The organism is Streptomyces sp. NPDC005648, from assembly GCF_040605395.1.
In the GTDB taxonomy this organism is placed as follows: Bacteria; Actinomycetota; Actinomycetes; order Streptomycetales; family Streptomycetaceae; genus Streptomyces.
The window spans coordinates 130,384-155,343 of the sequence record NZ_JBEXCS010000003.1; the positions used below are offsets into that span (position 1 = coordinate 130,384).

The window sequence follows — 24,960 nt, forward strand, 5'->3', positions numbered from 1 at the left end:
CGGTTCCTACCGGCTGCCCTTCAGTGCGGTCACCGCGTCCTTCGCCGCCTTGATGGCACCCTTGTTGATCACGTCCGTGCCGGGTGCCTTCTTGGACTCGAAGTCGCTGCCGTTGTAGGTGACGACCACCAGCACGTTGGACACGCGCGAGACGACGACACCCTCGCGGGTCTGCTGCTTGTCCTCGGTGGTGAGGTTCACGACGGAGTAACCCGCGTCACCCAGGCCCGGGACGTCCCCTCCGCCGCTCTTCTCCGTCAGCCGGTCCTTGTACTCCTGCTGAGCCGCCTCGTCCGACTCCATGACCTCGAAGGACACGTCGAGCCACCGGTAGTCGTACCCCTTGAGCGCGTTCCAGGAGCAGGTCCGGCGCAGCTTTGAGTCCGTCGACCGGATCTCCTTCCCGGCCGTCTTGGCGCCCGGGACCAGCGACTTGATCGTCGCCACGGACACGCTGCCGCAGGGGGCGGGGGAGGCGTCGTACGACTTGGTCACGGCCGACGTCGACGGCGCCGAGGGCGACGACGTGCCCGTTTTGTGCGCCGAGTCGTGCTCGTCGGCCGGTGTGGCGGGGCCGGACGACAGCGCCCAGCCCACCGCGGCGAGCACGACGACGGGGGACAGGCGCGCGGTCAGGGCGACCGGCAGAGGAAGTTCGCGCACGGGCACACTTCTCGGTGGGGGACGGTGTGCGGAAGGGTCCGCACTGCGGACGGGGCGCCAGTCTCACATGAGTCCCTGTGAGACGGAAGTTCCAACTCGCTCCGTGCTCGGCCGGTCACCGAGACCCCTGTACATCTGCGGGGAATCGCCCGAAACGGACGGTCGGGAAACAGTCAGGAAACCGTCTCCCCGGCGACCTCCACGGCGAGCGCGCTCTCGATGCGGCCCACGGAGAGGAAGGCACCGTGGGCGATGAGGCGCACCAGCCGCTCGTCGTCGCGCCGGGGCAGGTGCCGGGCCGCCACGTCCTCGTCCGTGATCCGGTACGGCGCCAGGGCGGCCGGCGGCGCCAGCCGCGCGCCGGGCAGCTCGCGCCGGGGCGGGAAGCCGCGCAGGACGGCCGAGGGGTGCGAGCCGTCCCACTCCCGCACGGCGTGGTGCACCAGGGCCCGCTCGTCCGGGTCGAGGAGGCCGGCACCCGACCGGGCCGCCGCGCGCAGCGCCGAGACGATGCGGTTGATGAAGGGGAAGGCGAGCGCGGTGCCACGGCCCCCGGCCTGGACGGCCCGACCCGCCGTGAACGTGAGGTGACGGCCCTGGCGGCCCGCGGCCTGACCGACGAGGAGATCGCCGCGCACATGGTGATCAGCCCGTTCACCGCGAAGACGCACATCAGCCGGGCGATGACCAAGCTCGGCGCCCGCGACCGCGCCCAACTGTCGTGTTCGCCCACGAGTCGGGCCTGGTGGTGCCACGCACCGCATAATCCGTTGCGGGACTCGGACGCCCGTCACCACCCTGTGACGATGACCGAGACCTCACACTCCCCGTCCCCGGACCTCCCCCAAGAGATACTCGCCTACTACAACCGGGGCGAGGAGGACGCCCGCCTCCGACCGGGCGGCGCGCCCGCCGGAAGGCTGGAGTACTGGCGCACCCAGGACGTACTGCGTCGGCTCCTTCCCGCCGCCCCCGCGCGCGTCCTGGACGTCGGCGGCGGCAGCGGCGTCCACGCGGAGTGGCTCGCCCGGGACGGCTACGACGTGGACCTGGTCGACGCCGTCCCGCTGCATGTGGAGCTGGCCTCGCAACTCCTCGGTGTGACAGCCCGGTTGGGCGATGCGCGCGCGCTTTCCGAGGACGACGCCTCCTACGACGCCGTACTGCTGCTCGGCCCGCTCTACCACCTCGTCGAACGAGCCGACCGGGTAAGGGCGTTGACCGAGGCGCGCCGGGTGGTGCGCCCCGGCGGTCCGGTGATCGCGGCCACCATCAACCGCTACGCGGGCCTGCACGACCTGCTCCGCGAGCAACGCTACTTCGACCCCGCCCAACGCCTGCGCACGGACAGGGTGAGCGATCACGGCCGTCACGACGGCGAGAACGGTCTGTTCACCACCGCCTACTTCGCCCAACCGGCCGAGGTTCCGGGCGAGTTCACCGAGGCGGGGCTGACCGTGGAGGGCCAGTACGGCCTGGAGGGACTCGCCTGGCTCATGGGGGGAATCGAGCACTGGCTGGATGACCCGGAACGACGGGCGGCCGTTCTGGCGGCCACCCGTCGCACCGAGTCCGAGCCGACGCTCCTCGGAGCGAGTGCCCATCTGCTGACGGCGGGACGGCGACCTATGCCGCCGTACCACCCGCGTAGTCGCTGTTGAACGTGGTCTCGATGGTGGTCGCCACCGACTGGGCCACCCCCGTGCCCGTCAGAATGATCCCCAACTCCCGGTTGTTCGAGAGCGAGTTGCTGCTGACGTTCATGGACCCCGCCTCCACCTCCTGGGTGGACAGCCCGTAGTCGGCCACCATGGCCTTGGCGTGGATGTAGAACCCGTTCGGGTCCGAGTACCCCACCACGGTGCCGCCGGCCGCCTTGATGGCGGACACCTGGCTGGAGTAGCTGGACGGGGTCTCCAGGACCAGCCGGACCTTGACGCCCGCCTGCGCTCTGGCCACGATCGCGTTGACCACCGTGCTGTCGCTGAACTCCAGTTCCTCGACGTCGAGCGTCTTGGTGGCGGAGTTGATCACCGACAGCAGCCGACTGCGGGAGTCGGTCGGCGACCACAGCAGGTGGTCGCCGTCTGTGGGGGTGATCGACGTGCCGGCGTAGTCCGCGTTGAAGACCTTCTCAATGGCGGCGACATCGCGGGTGTCGTTGGTGAAGACACCGTAGTCACGCCCGGTCGTGTAGTACTGCGACGTGAGGTTGCCGGTGAGGACCAGCGAGGTGGTGCCGTCGACGGTGATCGTCTTCTGGTGTGTGTAGGTGAAGGACGAGGGCGACCACACCACCCCCACGCCCGCGTTGGTCAGGGCGGTGTACGCGGCGCTGTTGGCGGACTGGTGCGCCGTGTCGAGGACCACCCGCACCGTGACGCCCTTGTTCTTCAGGGCTATCAGGTCGTTGACGGCCGTGGTGTCCTCGAGTTCGTACATCGTCATGTCGAGGGACGTGGTCGCCGAGTTGATGAAGTCGTAGATCGTGGGTTCGCTGCTGGTCTGCGAGAAGGCGAAGGCGGAATAGCTCGCGGCGTTCGCGGGGACGGCGGTGGCGAGCACCGCCGCACCGGCCGCCACAGCGACACCCGCGCGGCCGAAGATCTTCCACAACATGCGTGACTCCTAGTCGAGTTGATGCCCACGTGGGGGGTGGCGGGCGTGTGCATGACACCACGCGCGTAGACCCGGAGGAAGGAAACCTGGGTGAACTCGGGATTACCGGGCGCGCGTTGGGCCGGACAAAGGGGACTCCGTGCAGGTGGAAGCCGGTTCAAGGGGACTTTGGGCGTTCGCAAAATCTTCGTAGCACCCTGTCCGGAGCCGCTCGTCGCCGGCCACGGTCCGGTGTGGTTGTGATCGGCGGTGAGATGTGATCGCATCGGACCCGACCCGACCCGACCGAGGCGCCGAGCAGCGAGGTGTAGAGATGCGGTTCACGACCCGGCCGACCCTCCAGGGCACCTTCGGCATGGTCTCCTCCACCCACTGGCTCGCCTCGCAGTCGGCGATGGCCGTACTGGAGAACGGCGGCAACGCCTACGACGCGGCCGTGGCCGGGGCGTTCGTGCTGCACGTCGTCGAGCCGCACCTCAACGGACCCGCGGGAGAGGTGCCCATCCTGCTCGCGCCGGCCGGTGGCGAGGTCCGGGTGCTGTGCGGACAGGGCGTCGCCCCGGCCGGCGCGACGGTCGCCCACTACAAGGGGCTCGGCCTGGACCTCGTCCCCGGCACCGGACCGCTCGCCGCCGCGGTCCCCGGCGCCTTCGACGCCTGGATGCTCCTGCTGCGCGACCACGGCACCAAGTCCCTCGCCGACGTCCTCGCGTACGCCATCGGGTACGCCGAAAACGGCCACGCCCCCGTGGAGAACGTCGGCGCGACCGTCGAAGCGGTACGGGAACTGTTCGAGACGGAATGGACGTCGTCGGCCCAGGTGTACCTGCCGGACGGCCGGGCGCCGCGCCCGGGCGAGCTGTTCCGCAACCCCGCTCTGGCCGCGACCTGGCGGCGACTGCTCGCCGAGGTGGAGGCGGCCGGTGACCGGGTCGCGCAGATCGAGGCCGCGCGCGAGGTGTGGCGCAACGGTTTCATCGCCGAGGCTCTGCTACGGCAGTCCGGGCGCCCCACCCTGGACACCAGCGGCGAGCGCCACACCGGCACGCTCACAGCCGCCGATCTCGCCGGCTGGTCCGCGGCCTACGAGGCTCCGGCGACGTACGACTGGAACGGCTGGACCGTCTGCAAGGCAGGCCCCTGGAGCCAGGGGCCGGTCCTGCTCCAGCAGTTGGCCCTGCTCCCACCCGAACTCCCCGCCCACGGGTCCGCCGACTACGTTCACCTGCTGGTCGAGGGCTGCAAGCTCGCCATGGCCGACCGCGAGGCCTGGTACGGCGACGCCGCCGAGGTCCCGCTCACCGAACTGCTCTCCCCCGACTACAACGCGGCCCGCCGCGCCCTCGTCACCGACGAGGCGTCACACGAGCTGCGGCCCGGCAGCCCCGGGGGCCGCACCCCACGGCTCAGCGCCCACGCGCGCGTGCTCGCCACCGACGACCCCGGGTTCAACCCGATGGGCGTCGGCGAGCCGACCGTGGCCAAACCGCGCACCTCGCCGGTGCCGGGGGAGCCGGTGGCGTCCGGTGTCCCGCACGCGCGCGGGGCCGACCCCGACATAGGGGCCGACGGCACCACCCGAGGCGACACCTGCCACCTCGACGTGGTCGACCGCTGGGGCAACATGGTCGCCGCGACCCCCAGCGGCGGCTGGCTCCAGTCCAACCCCGTCGTGCCCGAGCTGGGCTTCCCGCTCGGCACCCGGCTGCAGATGACCTGGCTGGAGGAGGGGCTGCCGAACTCCCTCACCCCGGGCCGCCGCCCCCGCACCACCCTCACCCCCTCCATCGCCCTGCGCGACGGCGTCCCGGTGCTGGCGTTCGGCACGCCCGGCGGCGACCAGCAGGACCAGTGGCAGCTGCACTTCTTCCTGGCCGTCGCGCTGCGCGCGCGGATCCGCGGCGGCCTCGACCTCCAAGGCGCGATCGACGCCCCGAACTGGCACAACGACAGTTTCCCGGGCTCCTTCTACCCACGCGGCATGCGTCCGGGCAGCCTCACCCTGGAGTCCCGCACGGACCCGGCCGTCGTGGCGGAGCTGCGCCGCCGGGGCCACGACGTGACCCTCGGCGACCCCTGGTCGGAGGGCCGCCTGTGCGCGGTCGCCCGGGACCCGCGCACGGGAGTGCTGTCGGCCGCGGCGAACCCGAGGGGCATGCAGGGATACGCGGTCGGCCGCTGACGACGGAGCGGGACCGCAGCCACCGCTCCCCGAGTTCATGCCGATTCCACCCGGAGTCCACCGGGCGGGCGGGGATTGTCAGTGGTGCGTGCTCTCATGGAGACATGATCGAAGAAACGGAAACCATCGACGAGTTTCTCGCCCGCCGCTCGGCCGACGTGGAGGAGGCGGTCCGCAAGGCCGCCGCGGCCGAGATCATGCCCCGCTTCCGCCGGCTCGCCGCACACGAGGTCGACCAGAAGGCCGGCCCCCATGACCTGGTGACCGACGCCGACCGGCTGGCCGAGCGCCACCTCACCGAGGCGCTCGGCGCCCTGCTGCCCGGCTCGGTCGTGGTCGGTGAGGAGGCGGTGCACGCCGACCCGGCGACCTACGAGGCGATCCAGGGCGACGCCCCCGTCTGGATCGTCGACCCGGTCGACGGCACCCGCCAGTTCGTGCGCGGCGAGCCCGGCTTCTGCACGCTGGTCGCCCTCGCCCACCGAGGCGCGCTGCTCGCCTCCTGGACCTACGCCCCGGCCCGCGACCAGTTCGCCACCGCCATCCGCGGCCGGGGCGCCCACCTGGACGGCGAGCGCCTCCTCGCCGGCTCGCCCGCCCCCGGCCGCGACCTCGAAGTGGCCACCTCGCACCCCGACTACACCACGGACGACCAGAAGCGCGCCCTGCTCGGCCTGTGGAGCGACGGCATCGCACCCCGCTCCTGCGGCTCGGCGGGCCTGGAGTATCTCGCCATAGCCCGCGGCGACCTGGACGCGACCGCCTTCTCCTGGGAGGCCGCCTGGGACCACGCGGCGGGCCTCCTCCTGGTGGAGGAGGCGGGCGGCACCCACCTGACCCTCACCGGAGAACCGTTCCGCGTCACCGGCGGCAACGCCCTCCCCTTCACCGCCGCCCGAGACGAAGAGACGGCCCGCAAGGTGGTGGAACTGCTGAGGCGAGGGTCGCGATGACCCGTTCAGGGGCGCGGGGCCGTGCCGCTGTGCGGTTCCACCGCGCGGCGCGCGAGGCCCCGATGAACCACAGGCGCACGTGGCAGCGGGCGCGAGAACAACCCGCAGGCCTGCGCTGTCGGACCCGCGGCATATCCTGACCCCCACTGGCCGTCGACTGACGAAGGGGTGCCGTCGATGCTCGATGCAGTCGTCGTGGGCGCGGGGCCGAACGGACTCACGGCCGCCGTGGAGCTGGCGCGCCGCGGCTTCTCCGTGGCCGTCTTCGAAGCCCGCGACACCGTCGGCGGAGGAGCCCGCACCGAAGAGCTCACCCTCCCCGGCTTCCTGCACGACCCCTGCTCCGCGGCCCATCCCCTCGGCATCAGCTCCCCGGCCTTCCGCGCCCTGCCCCTCCAGCGGTACGGCCTGGAGTGGCTGCACTCCGAGCTCCCTATGGCCCACCCCTTCCCCGACGGCACCGCGGCCGTACTGGCCCGCTCGGTCGCCGAGACGGCCGCCTCCTTCGGCCCCCGGGACGCGGGCGCGTACCGCAGGCTGGTCGAGCCGTTCCTGCCCAGGTGGGACACCCTGGCCCGTGACTTCATGTCCCTGCCGCTCACCGCGCTCCCACGCGACCCGGTCACCCTGGCCCGCTTCGGCCTGGTCGGTCTGCCCCCGTCGACCTGGCTGACCCGCCGCTTCCACGAGGAGCGGGCCAAGACCCTCTTCGCCGGTCTGGTCGCGCATGTGATGGCCCCGCTCGGCGGCTTCGCCACCGGCGCCGTCGGCCTCGTCTTCGCCCTCGCCGCCCACGCGCGCGGCTGGCCCGTGGCACGCGGCGGCTCCCAGTCCATCTCCGACGCCCTGACCGCGTATCTGAAGGACCTCGGCGGCCTGGTCCACACCGACTACGAGGTCAAGCGCCTCGACGACCTGCCGCCCGCCCGCGCCTACGTCTTCGACACCTCTCCCACCGCCCTCGGCCGGATCGCCGGCTTCGGCCGCTACTACGAGAACTACAAGTACGGCCCGGGAGTCTTCAAGATCGACTACGCGCTCGACGGCCCGGTGCCGTGGACCGCCGAGCAGGCCCGTACCGCCACCACCGTGCAGATCGGCGCGGACAGCGCGGAGATCGGCGCGGCCCTGCGCGCGGCCTCCCGCGAGGGCCGCGCACCCGACCGGCCGTTCATGATCACGGTCCAGCCGAGCGTCGCCGACCCCACCCGCGCCCCCGAGGGCAAGCAGGTCTTCTGGGCCTACGCCCATGTCCCGAACGGCTGGACGGGCGACCTCACGGACGTCATGGAGCGCCAACTGGAGCGCTTCGCACCGGGGTTCCGTGACCGCGTCCTCGCCCGCGCCACCGCGGGCCCGGCCGAAGTCGCCGCGCGCAACGCCAACTACGTCGGCGGCGACATCGCCTCCGGCGCGGTCAGGGGACTCCAGGTCCTGCTGCGCCCCAAGCTCTCCCTCACCCCGTACAGCACCCCGCACCCGGCTGTCTTCCTGTGCTCGTCCGCCACCCCACCGGGCCCGGGCGTGCACGGCATGTCGGGACACAACGCGGCGAAGGCGGTCTGGCGGCGACTGCGACAGCAGACGTAACGCCCACCGGCGCCGGCGTCCTGCACCGCACGCCCCCGCGCCCTACGACCCCACGCCACCCGGCAATCGACGCGCCCGGGACGAAAGGGGCTGGTATAGAGGCGGTCATGACCGGTATCACGCTCGTCCAGGGCGACATCACCCAGCAGTCCGTCGACGCCATCGTCAACGCGGCGAACTCCTCGCTGCTCGGCGGTGGTGGCGTCGACGGCGCCATCCACCGCCGGGGCGGCCCGGAGATCCTGGAGGACTGCCGCAGGCTCCGCGCCTCCCAGTACGGCAAGGGGCTGCCCACGGGCGGGGCGGTGGCCACGACCGCCGGAAGGCTGGACGCGCGGTGGGTGATCCACACCGTGGGTCCCGTCTGGTCGAAGTCCGAGGACCGCTCCGAACTCCTCGCCTCCTGCTACCGGGAGTCCCTGCGCATCGCCGACGAGTTGGGCGCCCGTACCGTCGCGTTCCCCGCCGTGTCCACCGGCGTCTACGGCTGGCCGCTCGACGACGGGGCCCGCATCGCCGTGGAGACGGTGCGGACCGCGGACACGTCGGTCGAGGAGGTCAGGTTCGTGCTCTTCGACCAGCGGGCGTACGACGCCTTCGCCCGGCAGGTCGGCTGACTTCGATCGTGGCTCCTTTACCCGGCTCGCCTGAGTCCCCTGTACGGCTGTGCGCAACGATGCAGCCTGTTTCCGATGACGCACCACACGGAGTGCGTCGCAGTCCTTGAGCCTGCTGGAAAGGCGCGCTGACCTGCTGTTTCGCCGGCACGCGAGCGGCACCGTTTCTGACGGGGCGTCACGCATGGTTGGGCGGCGGTGGGTGAAGGCCGCAGTCGGATGGTGACGCCCCCGAGGGACGGGGGACCGTCTCGTGGTTCGGGGATGCCGGGCAGCCGGAGCAGCGTGCTCAGGGAGTCGAGCCGCGGCTGCTGCCCAGCTGATGACCGAGGACCTGAACGCCGTACGCACGCGAGTGGAGACCATGCCTCTGGCACAGGCCCGAAGCCGAGATATGGTGGCTCTCAGGTTTACCCTGGAGTCGTCAATCCCTTCGGTTCCTCAGATAAGCCGCCGGAGTCTCGCCGTATATCGCAAGCGTGAGGATGGGCGGTTCAGCGATCTCGGCCGGGGACGGGCACGTCGAAGCAGTTCAGCACCATCGCGATGAGGCAGTAGCTGCCGATGAGGAACACCAGCTCACCGACCCCTTCCTCGCCCAACAGCTCGGTTGCTCGGTCGTAGGTCGAGTCCGGCAAGGTGTGTCCGGAGGTCAATGCCCTCGCGACGTCGTGCGCGATCGTCTGCCCGTCACTGAGCCCGGAGGGACGCCCCCCTGAGGCCAAGACCGCGATCTGCGGCGTGGGGAGGCCGACCTCATCTGCCGTTCGCTCGTGTGCGTACAGCAGGTAGCGGGCGCCGTAGGCGCTGCCGACGGTGAGGATCGCCACCTCGCGAACGGTGGGATCGAGCCGAGCCTCGGCCGCGACCGCCCGTTGGAGGAACAGCGCGGGGACCCCGAACGTGGGGAAACGCAGCATCGCCGCGAAAGGCCCGACCAGCGCGCCGTCGTCGTCGAGGATGACGACGCGGCCCTGTTCCTCGGTGACCAGTCCGGCGATGCCGTCGTGCACCTCGCGGAGTTGCGGGTCCAGCTTTTCGGGCGGGATGGGCTGAATGCGCATGTGAATGCTTCTCCGTGTCATAGTCCGTCGGTGTACTGACCGTCGATCAGGACGAAGGCGACACGACAGTTCGCCTCCGACCGGTTCGCCCACGCGTGATTGGTTCCGCGCTGAATCACGATGTCTCCGGTGCGGACGGTGGTCTCACCCTTGTCGAGGACCAAGGTGAGTTCGCCCTCGATGACGATTCCGTAGTCGATTGTCTGCGTGCGGTGCATCAACGGATGCGGGGCGCCAGCCGCGGATCGTGTGGCGTCGGCACCGCCCATCTCCCCGAACTTCTCGGCTGCCTCGTCCTGCGTCAGGGTTCGAATTCGGTCGTCCTCCGGCGGGAAATCGATCACCCTGATGCGAGTGCCGCGCTCCGGAGGTCCAAGCACCAGATCGTCCTCCGCCGGCTCGCCCGACTGCCGGTCGATGACGGCAGGCGTCTCACGTGTACTCCACACCTCGTAGAAGGTCGGGCCACCAGGCCCGCCGATCTGCACCACGCGTGACGGCGGTGCGTCCCGCGTGATCTGCCCACGGTCGGACGCGTCATGGCCGGTCACGATCCTTCGGAACGGTTGAGTCGAGCTCACGGTGGAGTCCCCTCCTTCTCGGACGGTGTTTTCCTGGCGGCTTCCCTGCGCTACTCGAACTCTCGGGAAACGGGTGCGGTTGCTGGCCGAGGACTTTCAGTGTTCAGCCTTTCTCGGCTTCATTTCCGGAGGCTAGTTCGGCGTGCTTGACAACGACGGAACTGATAGTGAATCCGCCCGGGAAGGCGCCGGATCTCTGTTCAGTGCTCGTCAAGTGAGCGGTTTTACGCTGGCCGGCAATCAATCAGAACAGCGGATTTCGAAGGGTGTATATCGATGACGACTACTCGCCGGGGGCTGTTGGCCGGATCCGCCGCGGTCGTAGTGGGTGCCGCGCTCGACGCGCCCGCTGCGCAGGCGCACACCGGAAGCGGCAGCGGGCAGAAGCCCACCGTGGTACTCGTGCATGGCGCGTTCGCCGACGCCTCCGGCTGGAACGGGGTCGCCCGCCGGCTCATCCGTGACGGCTATCCGGTCATCGCACCGCCCAACCCACTGCGCAGCGTGGCCTCCGACTCCGCCTATCTGGCCGGCATCCTCGCGACCCTCAGCGGCCCGCTCGTCCTCGTCGCGCACTCCTACGGCGGGATCGTCGTCACCAACGCCGCCACCGGCAACCCGAACGTGAAGGCCCTGGTCTACGTGGCCGCGTTCGTGCCCGACCAGGGGGAGACGCTGCTGGGCCTGCAGACGAAGTACCCCGGAAGCAGGCTCAGCGAGGCGGCGCTGGACTTTCGCCCCTACGGTGAGGGACTCGTCGACGGATACATCAAGAAGGAGTTCTTCCACGATGTGTTCGCCGGGGACCTGCCGAAGGCGACCGCCGAGCTGATGTGGGCCGGCCAGCGGCCGGCGGACGTGCGCACCCTCGGGGAGCCGTCCGGCGCCCCGGCCTGGAAGACCATTCCGTCCTGGTACCTCGTGGGGCGCGACGACCAGGTGTTGCCCCCTGCGGCGCAGCGGTTCATGGCGCACCGGGCCGGCGCACACACCTTCGAGGCCGACACCTCGCATGTCGCGATGATCGCGCAGCCCGCGGCGACGGCCGCCCTCGTCAAGCGCGCCGCGCGCTGACACCACCGAGCCGACGAGGCCGACAAGGGACGGCGATCTTCGAGGGGCTGGGGCGGACGGTGGGTGATCGGCCCGGCCGTGGCCTTCCTGGCGCTCGGCGGTATTGCTCCCCCCGTCCCGCCCCCCGCCCGTACGCCGTCCGACCGACCCTCCTGCCGAGGTCGAGACGATGCATCAGCACGCATACGACAGTCAGTCCACCGCCGAGGAGAATCGGCACACCACCGCGAAGTCGACCATCAGGAATCCGAAACTGACGTTGTTCGCACTGGCGTTGGGCACCTTCGCGATCGGCGGCGCCGTCGCCCTCGGCGTCGGCTGGGGGACCCTGTCCACCGTGTGGGTCGGCTTCGTCCTCACCACTCGGGCTCTGCTCCTGTACGTCACGACCATCGCCGGGGTGAGGCCGGCGCCCGTCTCGGTTCGCCCCTGAACAGCCCGAGTCAACCAGCACTCCAGCAAGAGACCCGTTGTGGCCCGGTGTGACGGAGGAACCATGTGAACGACGGTGCGGCAAAGCGCGGGCCGCTCCTGGACGACGAACAGTTCCGTCGACTCGCCGAGTACGGCGAAGTGAACCACGCCGAGCCCGGCCGGGACCTGTACACGACCCGCGACGACACCTACGCCCCGGAGAGCGACCTGTACTCGGTCAAGGCCGGGTACGCCGACATGAATGTGCAGATCGCCTGCTCGATGGATGGCGATCTCGTCGTGGTCGGACCGGTGCCGATACCTGGGGCGCGCCACGATGCGCACGACCTCGTGCCGTACAAGCGCCTCCCCGGCCGCGACCTGCCGGAGAACTACAAGCGGGACAACGCCCTGCTCTCCAGCGTGCGCGCGGCCGTCGAACGCGCCGCCGCCCACGTGAGGTCCTGACTGATCCTGAGCGAGGAAGGCGAACGCTACCGCACACCGATCGAGAAGTTCCCCGAGGTCCTCGGCGCCGTCACCGGACTCATCAACCTACGAAGGTTCATGAGAGTGGCTTATGAACGGGGCTCAGGGATTCTGGTCGAGATCGGCCAGGAACCTCTCGGCGCGGCGAGCGAAGAGGTGGGCCCCGCGTTCGTCGGATCGGGTGCGGGCTTCGTCGGCGGCGGCTCGCACGACATTGACGGGTTCGCCGCGGGCCTGCAGCAGGCGCGCGCGCAGGAGCAGGAGAAGCCCTTCGGCGTAGCGTTGGCCGTGGGCTTTGACGGCCTGGTCGGCCTGGTCGAGGGCGGAAGCGGCCCGGTCGGGCAGCTCGGCTGCCAGCCACATCTCCGCGACCAGTCCGTACCAGTAGGCGAGGCCCCATCTCGGCGGGTCGGCCAGGGTCGTGGCCAGGAGCTGTTCGGCCTTGGCCGCGGCGCCGGCCGGGTCATCGCCGGTGAGGGCACGGGCCCAGTACCAGTCCAGCCGTATGTAGGTTTCCTGGGCGACGCCGGGAAGGTCGGCGCTGGCCGCGACCCACCGTTCGGTCGCTTGCATCGCCCAGTCCGCGTCACCGGCCATCGAGGCGGCCATGGTCTGGTAGCGGGTCCAGCCCGACATCTCGAAGAGGTCACCCTCGGCCTGGTACACCGTGCCGAGCAGGGACCGCCCCGTCTCGACATCGCCATGCAGCGAGGTAATGACCCCCAAGTAGCCGATCCACTCATCGGGGATCCGCCAGCGTCCGCGGTCGTCACGGCGTCGAATCGGGACACCCCCGACCTGGTCGGCAAGGTGGTACAGACTTTCTTGAGCCGGTCCCGGGTGCGGGTCGGCCGAGTTCGCGAGCAGCGAGGCAACGTCGTCCGCAGTGGTACGGCCCAGCCAGCTGAAACACTGATACGCCGCGCCGATGTCGCCGATATCCCAGTGGTACAGGCCCCAGGCCTGCCGGCCGTACGCCTGGATTTTCGGGTCCGGGGACGCCTGGCCTTGCTCATGCAGCCGGCGAGCCCACATCCCACGGTCTTTCTCGGTGGAGACGTAGGCCCCGGTCATCCGATAGAAGAGAAACTCGGCCTCGGCCGTCTCGCGGCCGAGTCTGCGGGCCAGATATGCGCCCCGTTCCAGCAGATCGTACGTCGAGCCGCCCATTCCGGGAGGCTCGACGGCGAGGAGGTTGAGCAGCGCCAGGACGGACAGTTCGATCTCCAGCAGCCCTGCTGTCCGGGCGATCTGGATGGCCGATTCCAGGTTCCGATAGGCGGCCGCGAACGCGAGCTTGGTCGCCGCGCGGCGACCGGCGCGTGCCAGTGCCTTCGCGGTGCGACCCGGGTCGGCCAGGGGGCCGGCGGCCCACAGGTGGTAGGCGAGGCGTTCGGCGACGGACTCGTCGTCGGCGTGGATGGGTTCGAGGGCGTCGGCGACGCACAGATGCAACTGGACGGCCTGCTGCCGCGCGGTGGTCTCGGTGATCGATTCGCGGATCAGGTCGTGCGCGAAGTGCCACGAGAACGGGTCTTCCGGCTTGGCCTCCAGGAGACCGAGTTCTTGCAGCGGTTCGAGGCGTTCGAGGCACTCCGCGATCTCGACGCCCATCGCGCGGGCGAGCAGGTCGAGGTCCACTTCGCGGCCGATGACCGCCGCGGTGTGCAGCAGGCTGTGAGCGCTGTCGTCTAGGCCGGTCATCCGATCTCGGACGACGTCTCGCACGGTGGCCGGCACGCCGGCTGGTACGGATGCGCCGCCGTCGCCGAGCGAACCGCCCTCGCTGAGCAGCCGGGACAGCTCCTGGACGAAGAACGGATTGCCGACGGTGCGAGCATGGATGCCGCGGGCGACTTCGGCGCCGGGCTCGCGGCCAGTTTCGCGGCGGATGAGCTCGGTCACGTCGGTCAGGCCGAGCGGGCCTAGCCGGATCCTGCGGTGGCCGGGCAGCCGACTGGCCGTGGCCAGGACCCGCGACAGGCTGGAGCCGGGTGCGGGTGCGCGATCGCGTAGCGCTCCGATGATCACCGTGCCGGTGGGCGGCCGGGCCGCCAGGTGGCCGAACAACTGGAGTGAGGCGGCGTCGGCCCACTGCAGGTCATCGACGATCAGCAGCATGGGCCGTTGCGCCGAGGCCTGCCCGACGACGGTGACGACCTGCTCGAACAGGCGGAACTGCGCACGGCTGTCAGGAATCGCCGACCCCGTGGCGTAGTCGTCCGGAGATTGGAGGAGTCCGCCGAGCTCACTGGCGAGCCACTTCTCCCGCAACGGCGCGGGGAGGCTGTCGAGAATCGGGCGGAGTGTCTGTTCCCAGGGCCACATCGACGGTGTTCCGTCGCCTTCCAGGCACGAACCCCAGACGACCAGCGCGCCACGCCGACTCGCTTCTGCAGCGATCTCCTGCAGTAGCCGGGTCTTGCCCACGCCCGGCTCCCCTTGGACGATGCCGAGCGCCGCACTGCCGGTGAAAGCCTTCTCCACGGCTTGGCGCAGTACGGCGAGTTCCTCGACCCTGCCGACGAGGCCGGCTTCCTTCCGCGCCGAAGCGCCGGCCGTACTCGCCACGGGCGGCGAAGTCTGGGGCTGCGTCAGCACTTGCAGGTGTGCGGCCCGTATTTCCGGACCGGGATCGATGCCGAGTTCGTCGGTGAGGCAGGCGCGGACCCTGTGGTACGCCGACAGTGCCTCGGCCCGGCGTCCCGCGGCCCCCAGGGTGGTGATGAGACCGGCGTGGACGGGTTCGTGGAACGGCGAGGTCGATGCGGCGAGTTGCAGCGCCGACAGCACCGATGCCGGTCGGCGCAGCGACACGGCCAGCTTGGCCGCTTCGGTGCACGCGGTGTGGAACTCGTCGTCGAGACCGGTGAAGGTCGGCAGTGCGGTCGACCTGTGGGTGAACCCGTCGCCCGCCCGACCCCGCCAGAGACCGAGCGCTTCGGCATAGCGGTCGAGCGCCGTTTCCTGGCGTTGCTGTGCTATGGCCTCTTTGGCGGTCGCAACGAGTTCTCGGAAGGTGAGGAGGTCCAGGGCGCCGGGGGCGGCGGAGAACAGATAGGCGTTCCCGCGGCGGTGCAGGTAGGAGCCGGTTTCACGGGCGGGGATCGCGGGTTCGAGCAGTCGCCGCAACGCGCCGACGTATTTGTGGATGATGTTGAGCGCGCTGTTGGGGACGTCGTCGCCCCAGATCAGGTCGATCAGCTCGCTCGTGCTGGTCGGCTGGCCGACGCGGGCCAGCAGCAGCGCCAGGAGGTATGCCTGTTGTCGTGGCCCGGAATCCAGTTCGACACCGTCGCGCCAGATCCGTAGCGGGCCCAAGATCTGCAGATAAGGCGAAGATCGGCCGGCTGGCTGATCCTCACCGCCAGAAGGGACTACGGGGACTGACACCGCGATACCTCTCGCATCCGAGACGGCCATCGCTGGAAGCTTATCGTTTCGCTCCCGTCCGCGAGTGACTTCCGAGGCGCAGACGGGAGCCGATCGGGCGCCGAGCCGACGCTGTATCAAGCCGTTCCGTCGGTGGGTTCCGGCTGGGCGTCCGGCGTGTAGAGCTCTTCCTCGCTGACGACCGGTGCGGCGGCTTCTTCGGGGCGTCCGACTCGCTTGGCCGAGCCGAACAGGTGGCCGCGCGCGGGCCGCACGGGGGCGAAGGAGGCGAAGCCCCGCCGGCTCGGGATGTCGTCATACACCGCCTCCATACCGCCGCGGATCAGGTACGTTTCGTGCCAGAAGCCGGTGCCGCCGCTGTCGCGCAGGAAATCTCGCCACCAGCGCCGGTGCGGTTCGGACCGCGTCCATGACAAGAGCGAAGGCAGGTCGCGCCAGTACTGGCGGATGCCGACGTGCATGGGGAACAGCGACCACAGCAGCGACTCGTGCGACAGCAGGCCTTCCGGCTGGTCTTTCCCGGATTGGCCGATCTGCGGGCCGTAGCCGGCCAAGGTGCGCAGGCCGTAGAGCCGATTGACTCGCATTCCGAGGTAGACGACCACGAGGTCGGGATACGGAGTGAGGTCGACTGTCTGCCGATTGACGCGCGTAGGCATCGCTGGTGCCTCCTTGGTTCGTTGGGTGACGAGCCAAAGCTAGGGACGGGCACGGAATGGACACTTGACGTCGACTGAATGCGCGGGCGGCGGCATCCGTGCGGTCGCACCCAGCTGTGGAGTTCGGCGAGCAGGCCGCCGACGCGTGCGCACAGCAACCCTCTGCCCAGGCGGGGTTTACAAACGTTGGATCACGGTCCCCGGAGGGGGCCACTCCACGCCGGTGAAGCGGTGGGTGGATGTACAGGACCACGTCGACGTGTGCCCAGGTTCGGCCTGCAAGTGTCCGCCGCTGAGGGATGGTCTACGGCATGAGGCTGGGTAAATCCTTCACACCGTGGGTCCCGTCTGGTCGAAGTCCGAGGACCGCTCCGAACTCCTCGCCTCCTGCTACCGGGAGTCCCTGCGCGTCGCCGACGAGTTGGGCGCCCGTACCGTCGCGTTCCCCGCCGTGTCCACCGGCGTCTACGGCTGGCCGCTCGACGACGGGGCCCGCATCGCCGTGGAGACGGTGCGGACCGCGGACACGTCGGTCGAGGAGGTCAGGTTCGTGCTCTTCGACCAGCGGGCGTACGACGCCTTCGCCGCACAGGTGTGAGCAGGTGTGAGACGAGGGGTCGAGGGGCTCACCCACAGTCCTGACCCACAGTCCTGACGATACGTCAGGCCGCATCCCCGCCCAGCGGTTGCTCTCCCGACCCCCGCACGATCAGCCGCGTCGGCACGGTCACCGTACGGGCCCGGGTGCGGTCGCCGTCCAGGCGGGACAGGGCCGTGGCCGCAGCCGCCCGGCCGATCTCCTCGGGGTCCTGGGCGACGACGGTCAGGGCGGGTTCGAGGGCCTCGGCCAGCTCCACGTCGTCGAAGGCGACGACCGCCACGTCCTTCCGCTTGCTGCGGGCGAGTTCGCCGACGATCCCCAGCGCGACGATGTTGTTCCCGGCGAAGAGCGCGGTCGGCGGATCCGGCAGGGCCAGGAGCTGGGCCGTCGCGGCCGAAGCGCCCTGCCGGTCATGGGCGTTGGTGATGAGGGAACGGTCGGCCGGCAGCCCCGCCTCCTGCAGCGCCTCGCGATAGCCGGCCAGGCGCTCACGGCGGGTGTAGAGCTTGACGGGCAGGTCACCGACGAAGCCGATACGGCGGTGTCCGTGGGCGACGAGATGGGCGACGCCCCCACGGGAACCGGTGCGGTTGGAGCTCACCACGCTGTCCGTGGCCAGGCCCACGCCGGGGCGGTCGAGGAAGACGACGGGCAGGCCCGTGGCGCGGTGGGTCTTGAGGTGGGAGTGGTCGGCGCCCACGGACGGCACCACCATCAGGACGCTGACGCGGCGGGCGAGGAACTTGTCGGTCAGCGCGCGCTCACGGTCGGGGTCGTCCGCGGAGGAGCCCATCAGCAGGGTCAGCCCGCGGTCGCGGACGGTGTCCTCGATGCTCCTGGCCACGGCCCCGAAGAAGGGGTTGGCCAGATCGGGGATGACCAGCCCGATCGTTGTGTCGGGCCCGCCGACACGGATGTTGCGGGCCATCAGGTTCGGCTGGAAGCCCAGTTTGGCGACGGCGGCCAGGACCTGTTTCCTGGTCTCGGCGGAGGCGGGGCCGTCCTCGTTGAGGACGCGGGAGACGGTCTTGGCGCTGACACCTACCTCGCGGGCGACGTCGGCCAGGGTGGGGCGGCGGCTGGCTGCCATGGAGGAAACGGTCTCCTGTGCTCGTCGGGTCCGGCCGCGGCCTCGGCCGGAACCTGTGAGTGTGTCGTCAGTTGGCCTGAACTCCCGCGGCCTTCGCCGCCTCGGAATCGGCTACGACAGTACCTCCGGCCTCGTCGACGGTGAGCGCCCCGGTCATGATGGCGACGACCTCCGCCATGGAGTGGTCCGAGGGCTTGATCACCGCGGCCCGCTGGCCCAGCCGGTGGACGTGGATACGGTCCGCGATCTCGAAGACATGCGGCATGTTGTGGCTGATCAGGACCACCGGCATGCCCCTGTCCCGGACCCGTCGGATCAGGTCGAGGACCTGGCCGGACTCCTTGACCCCGAGGGCCGCGGTCGGCTCGTCCATGACGACGACGCTGTTCGCCCAGGCGACGGCCCGGGCCACCGCGACGGCCTGCCGCTGTCCGCCGGAAAGCGTCTCCACCGACTGGGTCAGCGAGCGCAGTCCGATCTTGAGGTCGGCCATGTGCTCGGCGGCCTCCTGGCGCATGCGTTTCTTGTCGAGCATCCGGAAGGCGCTGCCGAGGACACCGGGCCGGCGCAGCTCGCGTCCCAGAAACATGTTGGAAGCGATGTCCATGGAGGCGGCCACCGCGAGGTCCTGGTAAACGGTTTCGATGCCATGTGCGCGGGCGCTCTGCGGACCGGAGAACGTAATCGGTTTCCCGTTCAGCCGGATCTCGCCCGCGTCCGGGATCACCGCACCGGTCAGCGCCTTGATCAGACTGGTCTTGCCGGCGCCGTTGTCGCCGATCACGGCCAGGACCTCACCGGGCAGCAGGTCGAAGTCGGCGCCGTCGATGGCGGTGACATGGCCGTACCGCTTGACCAGGCCACGGGCCTGCAGCACGGGCGTGGGAGTGGAGGTGGCGGTCATCGGGCCCTCTTCCGGGAGATCTGGTCGACGGTCACCGCGAGGATCACCAGGACGCCGGTGATCAGCGTCTGGTAGATCGAGGCGACGCCCATCAGCTGGAGCCCGTTGCGGAACACTCCGACGATGAGGACACCGATGAAGGTGCCCAGCACCGAGCCGCGCCCGCCGAAGAGGCTGGTGCCACCCAGCACCACGGCGGTGATGCTGTCGAGGTTGTCGGTCTGGCCGGCCTGCGGATCGCCCACTCCGGTGCGGGAGATGAGCAGCAGGGCGGCGACGCCGTAGAGCAGACCCGCCACGGTGTAGATGCCGATGGTCAGCCGGGAGGTGCGGATGCCGTTGAGGCGAGCGGCCTCCTGGCTGTTGCCGAGCGCGTAGACGTGCCGGCCCCAGCCCGTGTTGCTCAGCGCGTAGGCCAGCAGCAGGAAGAGGGCGATGGTGACGAGCGAGCCGTAGGTGATGTCGGTGTGGCCGAGCGGGAACGTCTCGCCGAGGGCCGTCAGTGAGCCGGGCAGGTCGGTGACCGTCTGCTCCGCGGAGTAGATGTGGGTCAGGGCGAACGCCACGTTCAGCATGCCGAGTGTGACGATGAACGGCGGCAGCGGGATCTTCTGCACCAGCAGCCCGTTGACCAGCCCGAAGCCCGCGCAGACGGCGATGCCCAGGGCGATGGCGAGCAGCGGCGGCAGCGTGCCCTGCGCCGCCATCTTGGCGATCATGATGCTGCCGAAGGCCATCACCGCGCCACAGGACAGATCGATGCCCGCGGTCAGGATGATCAGGGTCTGCCCGATGGCGAGCGTGCCAACCACCATGACCTGCTGCACGATCAGCGAGAAGTTTCCGCCGGTCAGGAACTGGTCGGTGGACAGGGAGAAGAAGGCGCAGGCCAGAAGCAGGGCGGCCAGCGGTCCGGTGGTCGGTGCCGTGAGCAGCCTGCGGGCCGTGGTCGGCGCCTTGAGTCCGGCGTACGGCGATGAGGTGCCCGGTGGCGTGGTCGTGGCTGTCATGCGAAGTCCTTGTCGGAAGACTGTCGTACGGTCACGGCGGCGGCTCAGCCCCAGCAGTTCTGCAGACCGAAACCGGTGTCCTTCGACGTGACCCCGGCCTGCGCCTTGTCGGTGATCAGGTTGACGCCGGTGTCGGTGTAACCGGATGCCTTCTTGCCGCCCTTGGCGTAGTCCACGACGGCCTGGACGCCCTCGGAGGCCATCTTCAGCGGGTATTGCTGCGAAGTGGCGGCGATCTTGCCGTCCTTGACGGCCTGGGTGCCGGTGCAGCCGCCGTCCACGGAGACGATCAGCACGTCCTTCTCCCGGCCCTTGGCCTTCAGCGCGGTGTAAGCGCCCAGCGCGGCCGGCTCGTTGATGGTGTAGACGAGGTTGATGTCCGGGTTCTTCTGGAGGCAGTTCTCCATCGCCGTCTGGCCCTTGGCCTGGTCGCCGCCGGTGTCCTGGGCGCAGGCGACGTCCTTGTCGGTGGCGCCGAAACCCTCGAGGAAACCGTTGTGCCGCTGTACGCCCACCGAGACGCCGGGCGCCAGGTCGAGGGTGGCTATCTTCGCCGTCCTGCCCTTCATCGCGGCCTTGGCGTACTGGCCGATCAGCTTGCCGGCGTTCAGGTTGTTGGTGGCGAAGAGGGCGTCGACGGCGCTCTGCGGTTCGGTCGGTGTGTCCAGGGCGATGACCAGGACGCCCTTGGCGCGGGCCTTGGCGATCGCGGGCACGATGGCCTTGGAGTCGCTGGGCGTGATCAGGATGCCCTTCACGCCGGAGGCGACCATGTTCTCGATCGCGGTGACCTGACCGGCGTTGTCGCCGTCGAACTTGCCTGCGGCGGTGACCAGTTGGGCACCGTCCGCCTTGGCGGCCTTCTCCGCGCCCTCCTTCATCTTCACGAAGAACGGGTTGGTGTCGGTCTTGGTGATCAGACCGACCTTGATGCTGCCCGAACCTGCACTGGTGGAACTCGATCCGGACCCGGACCCGCAGGCGGTCAGCGTGAGCGCGGCGACGCCCGTGCACGCGGCGACTCTGAGGAGGGAAACGGGCAGACGAGAAGTGCGAGACATGAACGGCTCCTGCGGGATTGCGAGCGGCGCGGCCGGCATCGGTGGATGCCGTCCCGAGGTGTCATCGTTGACTTATGTCATCGTTGACACCGCATGGCGAGGATGATGGACTCCGTTTCCCGGCAACGTCAATGCCTTGCGCCAGTCACAAATCGGCAACGTGACGCCGGTGCGCCCGTACGTCCGTCAGAGAAGAGCAGCTCATGAGCCCGCGCCAGATCACCGTCCTGGGGGAGTGCGTCGCGGACGCCTTCGTCGACCCCGTGAGCACATCGGGCGAGCTCGCCCTGCGCGTCCTGCCGGGCGGCGGCCCCGCGAACACGGCGGTCTCGCTGGCCCGGCTCGGCACCCCGGCGCGCTTCCTCGCGCGGCTCTCCGACGATGTTTTCGGCCGCCTCTTCCGCGCCCATCTGGAGGAGTCCGGAGTGGATCTGTCGTCCGCCGTCCGGGCCGCCGAGCCCAGCACGCTGGCCGTGGCGGAGCTGGACGAACGCGGTCAGGCAGCGTTCTCCTTCCATGCCCAGAACACCGCCGACTGGCAGTGGACGGCCGGTGAACTGGCCCGGGTCGACCTCTCCGAAACCGCTTGCCTGCACACCGGCTCCCTGGCGCTGGTCCGGGAGCCCGGCGCGGCGGTGGTGGAGGACTTCCTCGCCGAGGCCGCGCCCGGGGCGACGATCAGCATCGACCCCAACGTCCGGCCGCTGCTCGTCGACCCCGAGGTCTACCGCGCCCGCCTCGCCCACTGGTGTGCCCTCGCCGACGTGCTGCGCCTCAGCGAGGACGATCTGGAGCTGCTGCTGCCGGGCACCCCGCCCGAGCAGGCGTGCGACGGCTGGCACGCGGCCGGAGCGCGGCTCGTCGTGATCACACGGGGCGGAAACGGTGTCCTGGCCTCGCTCGACGGAGAACGGGTGCGACTGCCCGCCGTCCCGGCGGACGTGGTCGACACGGTCGGTGCGGGCGACTCCTTCACCGCCGGCCTGCTGCACCACCTCGGCACCGGCGGCCTGCTCGGCGGGCGACTGCCTGACCTCCGGCTCGACGACGTCGCCGAAGCCTGTCTCTTCGCCACCCGGGTCGCGGCCCTGACCTGCTCGGTTCCCGGCCCCAATCCGCCCTGGCGGCACCAGCTGACCCCGCTCACCGCCGCCGACCACGCCTGACGGCCCCGGCGGATTCGACCACCGGCCAGACCCGACGACAAAGGACACACCATCATGCCCAAGACCCTGCTCGCCGAGTTCACCGCCCGCGAGGGAGCACGGGACGAGGTCGCCCGTCTGATCCTCGACTACGCCGAGAAGGTGCGCGAGGAGGAGGGCAACCTCGTCTTCGACGTCCTCACCAAGGAGGCCGAGCCGCGTTCTTTCTGGATCTACGAGGTCTACCGGGACGAGGAGGCCTTCCAGGCGCACCTCGAGGCTCCGTACGGCGGCCCGTTCAACACCGTGCTGGCTCCCCTCATCGAGGAGGACGCCTCGGTGCTGACCTTCCTCGTCCCGGTCGGCTGACCTTCCCCGGCTCAGCCGTCGATACGGTGCGTGCTCCAGAAGGACGTGAGATCCGTGCTGGTCGCCGCCTGCGCCGCCGCCTTGAACTCGGCGGTGGTCGAGACGCCGTACCAGTGCGAACTCGCGTAGCTCTTCAGCAGGTTGGTCATCGCCGTGTCACCGATCAGCCGCCGCAGATCGTGCAGGGCGCACTTGCCGTAGCCGTAGACGACGGTGGAGTACCGGGAGGAGTGGGCGTCCCAGTAGGCCATGGAGTTGGTGATCTTCTCCGCCGACGAGGCCCATGAGACGCTGTTCCAGCAGTTGGTGCCGGTCTTGCCGAGGGCGAGGTCGGTGGCGTAGTCGGTGAACGCCTCGTCCAGCCAGGGGCTGTTGTACTCGTCGTCGCCGACGATGCCGTACCACCACTGGTGGCCGATCTCGTGGGTGAGCGCGGTGGTGCTGACGAGGTCCAGGACGAAGCCCGGGTACTCCATGCCGCCGAACCAGTAGTTGTTGTCGATGACGGCGTCCAACTCGCTGTAGGGATAGGCCCCGAAGCGGCCGGCGTGGGCGTCGACCGCCGTCTTGGCGGTGCTCAGCATCGACTGGGCGTCGGAGGAGCTGATGCCCGAGACGGAGTAGATGTTGATGGCCGTCCCGGCCGCGGAAGTGCCGGAGATCTTGCTGAACGGGCCCGCCGCCCAGGCGAAGTCACGGACCTTGGACGCGGTCGCCGTCGTGACCGTGCGCCCGCTGGAGCCGGGGGTGTCGACCGAGGTGCCGGTGGCCGGGACCAGCAGTGAACTCGGGTGGTCCAGCGTCACCTTGAAGTCGGCGGCCAGGGAGTAGAACGACTCGCCGTTGTTGGTGTACGGGTCCAGGTGCCAGCCCGAACCGTCCTTCACCGCGAGCACGGGCAGGGCGTTGCCGATGTTGTTGAACGCCCCGTCGTGGCCGAACCGGTCGGCGCCGCTGGGCACGGTGATGCCCAGATCGAAGCCGATCGTGGCGGACTGACCCTGTGTCAGAGGTGTCGGCAGGGTGATCTGGAGCGCCGTGCAGGCGACGGACAGTGAACCGGCCGTACCGCCGCTGACGTTGGTGACCGTGATCGGCATCGCGTCGCAGGTGCCGTGGTAGTTGTCCCACAGCCGCAGGTACACCTCGCTCAGCGCGGTCGAGGAGGCGTTGGTGAAGGTCGCGGTCTCGTGGCCGGTCCAGACGGTGCCGGAGGTGTCGCTGCTCAGGTTCACCGTGTACGAGGGCGCGGCCGGCGTCCGTGTCGAGTCGGCCGGCGGGGTGGTGCCGCCGGAGGTGTCGAGGGCGATGTCGTCGAGGACGAAGCTGGTCTGGAGGCTGGAGTCCTCGGTGCCGGTGAAGGCGAGGGTGACGGTCTGCCCCGCGAACGACGACACGTCGAGGGTCTTCTTCACGTACCCCGTGGCCTTGTCGAGGTTGGAGTAGGTCGCCAGCGTGGTGCTGCCGATCTTGGCCGTCAGCTTGTCGTAGGCCGTGGACGAGGTAGTCTCGGCGGTGTCGATGTGCAGCCAGAACGACAGGGTGGCGGTGCTGCAGCCGGACGGGATCGTCACGCTCTGCGAGAGCGTGTCGGTGTGCGTGCCGCCGGTCCCGTCGAGCCAGGCGAAGCTGGTGCCGCCGTGCGCCGACTGACCGGAACGGCTGGTGATCACGCTCGTGGACGACTGTGTCCAGGGCGAAGTGCCGCCCTCGAAGCCGCCGTTGACGACCGCCTGGGTCGGCGTGCAGGCCGCGGCGTCGTCGGGGGCGGCGGACGCCGGATGGACGGGGAGCAGGGATACGGCGGCCAGCGCGGCGACGGTGAGGGCGCGCGCGGCGATGGATCTGTGGGGGGTGGTTCTCACGCGTAACTCCTTTGCGGCGACCGGGATTCCGGCCTGCTCGGCGGCCACCCGCCGGCTGGGGTGCGTCGGCGGGTGACCGTGGGCTGCGTGCATCTTTTGACGGGAGCATGCCACAAGGAGGGACGAGATGGGGATGGGCACACCGGTCACACGTCAATTCACCTGGTGACGGCGGACGTTGGTGATCGTGCCGCACGGCCACGGAAGGGGCGGGCCTGGAAGGGAGGAACCTGCAATGGGGGAGCCTGGAAGGGGGGCCTGGAATGGGGGGCCTGGGAGGGACAGGGTCTGGAATGCGCGGGAGCAGGAAGGGATGGGGGCCGAAGCGAGTGGGGTCTTGCGCGGACGGGCCCTGGAGTGGACCGGGTCCTGGGCGGACCCGCCCTGTGGCGAAGGGGGTCTGGGGTGGAGGGGGTCTGGGGTGGATGGGCCTTGGAGCAGGTGAGTCCTGGAGTGGCCGGGTCTGGGGTGGACGGGCGGCCTGGGGCGGACGGGCCTTGGAGTGGGCGGGCTCTGAAATGCGCGGGGTCTGGGGCGGACGGGTCCTGGTGTGGGCGGGGTCTGGGGCGGACGGGTCCTGGTGTGGGCGGGGTCTGGGGCGGACGGGTCCTGGTGTG

At 70.0% G+C, this 24,960-nt stretch carries 22 protein-coding genes and 2 pseudogenes; 12 read left to right on the forward strand and 12 right to left on the reverse strand.

Annotation, left to right across the window (positions count from 1 at the left end):
• Positions 1-6 precede the first annotated feature (6 nt).
• Together ABZT17_RS02910 and ABZT17_RS02915 are read right to left on the reverse strand one after the other, a co-directional pair.
• Complete coding sequence (locus ABZT17_RS02910; RefSeq protein WP_356342889.1) at positions 7-663, reverse strand: hypothetical protein; 657 nt, start codon at positions 661-663, stop codon at positions 7-9.
• Positions 664-836: 173 nt separating this feature from the next.
• Positions 837-1,301, reverse strand: a complete 465-nt coding sequence (locus ABZT17_RS02915; RefSeq protein WP_356343062.1) for a hypothetical protein — start codon at positions 1,299-1,301, stop codon at positions 837-839.
• Between ABZT17_RS02915 and ABZT17_RS02920 the strand changes: the two are divergent.
• Together ABZT17_RS02920 and ABZT17_RS02925 are read left to right on the forward strand one after the other, a co-directional pair.
• Positions 1,206-1,429: pseudogene (locus tag ABZT17_RS02920) on the forward strand (helix-turn-helix transcriptional regulator); the annotation flags it as partial. The gene ABZT17_RS02915 and the pseudogene ABZT17_RS02920 sit on opposite strands and share 96 nt — an antisense overlap.
• A 40-nt stretch (positions 1,430-1,469) precedes the next feature.
• Positions 1,470-2,324, forward strand: a complete 855-nt coding sequence (locus ABZT17_RS02925) for a class I SAM-dependent methyltransferase (protein WP_356342891.1) — start codon at positions 1,470-1,472, stop codon at positions 2,322-2,324.
• Here the strand turns inward: ABZT17_RS02925 and ABZT17_RS02930 are convergent.
• Positions 2,290-3,282: a phospholipase D-like domain-containing protein gene (locus ABZT17_RS02930; protein WP_356342894.1), complete on the reverse strand. Its 993-nt coding sequence runs from the start codon at positions 3,280-3,282 to the stop codon at positions 2,290-2,292. The genes ABZT17_RS02925 and ABZT17_RS02930 overlap by 35 nt on opposite strands.
• A gap of 313 nt (positions 3,283-3,595) precedes the next feature.
• Here ABZT17_RS02930 and ABZT17_RS02935 point away from each other — a divergent pair, with 313 nt between their 5' ends.
• The 4 genes from ABZT17_RS02935 to ABZT17_RS02950 all read left to right on the forward strand — a co-directional run bounded on the left by ABZT17_RS02935 (position 3,596) and on the right by ABZT17_RS02950 (position 8,624).
• Positions 3,596-5,464 carry a gamma-glutamyltransferase gene (locus ABZT17_RS02935; protein ID WP_356342896.1) on the forward strand — a complete coding sequence of 623 codons (1,869 nt, stop codon included), beginning with the start codon at positions 3,596-3,598 and terminating at the stop codon, positions 5,462-5,464.
• 104 nt (positions 5,465-5,568) lie between these two features.
• Complete coding sequence (locus ABZT17_RS02940) at positions 5,569-6,417, forward strand: inositol monophosphatase family protein (protein WP_356342898.1); 849 nt, start codon at positions 5,569-5,571, stop codon at positions 6,415-6,417.
• Positions 6,418-6,594: 177 nt separating this feature from the next.
• On the forward strand, positions 6,595-8,007 hold the full coding sequence (locus ABZT17_RS02945; protein ID WP_356342901.1) for an NAD(P)/FAD-dependent oxidoreductase: 1,413 nt from the start codon (positions 6,595-6,597) through the stop codon (positions 8,005-8,007).
• A gap of 107 nt (positions 8,008-8,114) precedes the next feature.
• Positions 8,115-8,624, forward strand: coding sequence for an O-acetyl-ADP-ribose deacetylase (locus ABZT17_RS02950; protein ID WP_356342903.1), 510 nt, complete (start codon positions 8,115-8,117; stop codon positions 8,622-8,624).
• A gap of 494 nt (positions 8,625-9,118) precedes the next feature.
• Here ABZT17_RS02950 and ABZT17_RS02955 read toward each other — a convergent pair whose 3' ends face one another.
• Positions 9,119-9,688, reverse strand: a complete 570-nt coding sequence (locus tag ABZT17_RS02955) for a hypothetical protein (RefSeq protein WP_356342906.1) — start codon at positions 9,686-9,688, stop codon at positions 9,119-9,121.
• A 17-nt stretch (positions 9,689-9,705) separates the two neighbouring features.
• Positions 9,706-10,269, reverse strand: coding sequence for a cupin domain-containing protein (locus tag ABZT17_RS02960; protein ID WP_356342908.1), 564 nt, complete (start codon positions 10,267-10,269; stop codon positions 9,706-9,708).
• Positions 10,270-10,545: 276 nt separating this feature from the next.
• Here ABZT17_RS02960 and ABZT17_RS02965 point away from each other — a divergent pair, with 276 nt between their 5' ends.
• The 3 genes from ABZT17_RS02965 to ABZT17_RS02975 all read left to right on the forward strand — a co-directional run bounded on the left by ABZT17_RS02965 (position 10,546) and on the right by ABZT17_RS02975 (position 12,225).
• On the forward strand, positions 10,546-11,343 hold the full coding sequence (locus ABZT17_RS02965) for an alpha/beta hydrolase (protein ID WP_356342911.1): 798 nt from the start codon (positions 10,546-10,548) through the stop codon (positions 11,341-11,343).
• Between the two features lie 169 nt (positions 11,344-11,512).
• Positions 11,513-11,776, forward strand: a complete 264-nt coding sequence (locus ABZT17_RS02970; protein ID WP_356342914.1) for a hypothetical protein — start codon at positions 11,513-11,515, stop codon at positions 11,774-11,776.
• 65 nt (positions 11,777-11,841) lie between these two features.
• On the forward strand, positions 11,842-12,225 hold the full coding sequence (locus ABZT17_RS02975; RefSeq protein ID WP_356342917.1) for a hypothetical protein: 384 nt from the start codon (positions 11,842-11,844) through the stop codon (positions 12,223-12,225).
• Positions 12,226-12,348: 123 nt separating this feature from the next.
• Here ABZT17_RS02975 and ABZT17_RS02980 read toward each other — a convergent pair whose 3' ends face one another.
• Positions 12,349-15,669, reverse strand: a complete 3,321-nt coding sequence (locus ABZT17_RS02980; RefSeq protein WP_356342919.1) for a BTAD domain-containing putative transcriptional regulator — start codon at positions 15,667-15,669, stop codon at positions 12,349-12,351.
• Between the two features lie 86 nt (positions 15,670-15,755).
• On the reverse strand, positions 15,756-16,298 hold the full coding sequence (locus tag ABZT17_RS02985) for a DUF4188 domain-containing protein (RefSeq protein ID WP_356342922.1): 543 nt from the start codon (positions 16,296-16,298) through the stop codon (positions 15,756-15,758).
• 325 nt (positions 16,299-16,623) lie between these two features.
• Here ABZT17_RS02985 and ABZT17_RS02990 point away from each other — a divergent pair.
• A pseudogene (locus tag ABZT17_RS02990) lies at positions 16,624-16,896 on the forward strand (macro domain-containing protein); the annotation flags it as partial.
• Positions 16,897-16,960: 64 nt separating this feature from the next.
• On the opposite strand, the gene ABZT17_RS02995 reads toward ABZT17_RS02990, so the two are convergent.
• The 4 genes from ABZT17_RS02995 to ABZT17_RS03010 are packed head-to-tail and all read right to left on the reverse strand — an operon-like array spanning position 16,961 to position 20,964.
• On the reverse strand, positions 16,961-18,097 hold the full coding sequence (locus tag ABZT17_RS02995; protein WP_356343051.1) for a LacI family DNA-binding transcriptional regulator: 1,137 nt from the start codon (positions 18,095-18,097) through the stop codon (positions 16,961-16,963).
• The gene (locus ABZT17_RS03000; RefSeq protein ID WP_356342924.1) at positions 18,057-18,893 is read right to left on the reverse strand and encodes an ATP-binding cassette domain-containing protein; all 837 of its coding nucleotides are present in this window, start codon (positions 18,891-18,893) and stop codon (positions 18,057-18,059) included. Before ABZT17_RS03000 ends, ABZT17_RS02995 begins: the two co-directional genes overlap by 41 nt.
• Entirely contained in the window at positions 18,890-19,903 is a 1,014-nt protein-coding gene (locus ABZT17_RS03005; RefSeq protein ID WP_356342926.1) for an ABC transporter permease, read from the reverse strand. Before ABZT17_RS03005 ends, ABZT17_RS03000 begins: the two co-directional genes overlap by 4 nt.
• 44 nt (positions 19,904-19,947) lie before the next feature.
• On the reverse strand, positions 19,948-20,964 hold the full coding sequence (locus ABZT17_RS03010) for a sugar ABC transporter substrate-binding protein (RefSeq protein WP_356342928.1): 1,017 nt from the start codon (positions 20,962-20,964) through the stop codon (positions 19,948-19,950).
• A gap of 203 nt (positions 20,965-21,167) precedes the next feature.
• On the opposite strand from ABZT17_RS03010, the gene ABZT17_RS03015 reads away from it, so the two are divergent.
• Positions 21,168-22,130 carry a carbohydrate kinase gene (locus tag ABZT17_RS03015; protein WP_356342930.1) on the forward strand — a complete coding sequence of 321 codons (963 nt, stop codon included), beginning with the start codon at positions 21,168-21,170 and terminating at the stop codon, positions 22,128-22,130.
• Between the two features lie 54 nt (positions 22,131-22,184).
• Positions 22,185-22,478, forward strand: a complete 294-nt coding sequence (locus tag ABZT17_RS03020) for a putative quinol monooxygenase (protein ID WP_356342933.1) — start codon at positions 22,185-22,187, stop codon at positions 22,476-22,478.
• 11 nt (positions 22,479-22,489) lie between these two features.
• Here ABZT17_RS03020 and ABZT17_RS03025 read toward each other — a convergent pair whose 3' ends face one another.
• Positions 22,490-24,343, reverse strand: a complete 1,854-nt coding sequence (locus ABZT17_RS03025) for a M1 family aminopeptidase (RefSeq protein WP_356342935.1) — start codon at positions 24,341-24,343, stop codon at positions 22,490-22,492.
• Positions 24,344-24,960: the final 617 nt, after the last annotated feature.

Bases quoted from the DNA above. Each gene is read 5' to 3' on its own strand.
- ABZT17_RS02925 (WP_356342891.1), top strand. From the start codon at position 1,470: ATGACCGAGACCTCACACTCCCCGTCCCCGGACCTCCCCCAAGAGATA.
- ABZT17_RS02930 (WP_356342894.1), bottom strand. From the start codon at position 3,282: ATGTTGTGGAAGATCTTCGGCCGCGCGGGTGTCGCTGTGGCGGCCGGT.
- ABZT17_RS02935 (WP_356342896.1), top strand. From the start codon at position 3,596: ATGCGGTTCACGACCCGGCCGACCCTCCAGGGCACCTTCGGCATGGTC.
- ABZT17_RS02940 (WP_356342898.1), top strand. From the start codon at position 5,569: ATGATCGAAGAAACGGAAACCATCGACGAGTTTCTCGCCCGCCGCTCG.
- ABZT17_RS02945 (WP_356342901.1), top strand. From the start codon at position 6,595: ATGCTCGATGCAGTCGTCGTGGGCGCGGGGCCGAACGGACTCACGGCC.
- ABZT17_RS02950 (WP_356342903.1), top strand. From the start codon at position 8,115: ATGACCGGTATCACGCTCGTCCAGGGCGACATCACCCAGCAGTCCGTC.
- ABZT17_RS02955 (WP_356342906.1), bottom strand. From the start codon at position 9,688: ATGCGCATTCAGCCCATCCCGCCCGAAAAGCTGGACCCGCAACTCCGC.
- ABZT17_RS02965 (WP_356342911.1), top strand. From the start codon at position 10,546: ATGACGACTACTCGCCGGGGGCTGTTGGCCGGATCCGCCGCGGTCGTA.
- ABZT17_RS02970 (WP_356342914.1), top strand. From the start codon at position 11,513: ATGCATCAGCACGCATACGACAGTCAGTCCACCGCCGAGGAGAATCGG.
- ABZT17_RS02980 (WP_356342919.1), bottom strand. From the start codon at position 15,669: ATGGCCGTCTCGGATGCGAGAGGTATCGCGGTGTCAGTCCCCGTAGTC.
- ABZT17_RS02985 (WP_356342922.1), bottom strand. From the start codon at position 16,298: ATGCCTACGCGCGTCAATCGGCAGACAGTCGACCTCACTCCGTATCCC.
- ABZT17_RS03000 (WP_356342924.1), bottom strand. From the start codon at position 18,893: ATGACCGCCACCTCCACTCCCACGCCCGTGCTGCAGGCCCGTGGCCTG.
- ABZT17_RS03005 (WP_356342926.1), bottom strand. From the start codon at position 19,903: ATGACAGCCACGACCACGCCACCGGGCACCTCATCGCCGTACGCCGGA.
- ABZT17_RS03010 (WP_356342928.1), bottom strand. From the start codon at position 20,964: ATGTCTCGCACTTCTCGTCTGCCCGTTTCCCTCCTCAGAGTCGCCGCG.
- ABZT17_RS03015 (WP_356342930.1), top strand. From the start codon at position 21,168: ATGAGCCCGCGCCAGATCACCGTCCTGGGGGAGTGCGTCGCGGACGCC.
- ABZT17_RS03020 (WP_356342933.1), top strand. From the start codon at position 22,185: ATGCCCAAGACCCTGCTCGCCGAGTTCACCGCCCGCGAGGGAGCACGG.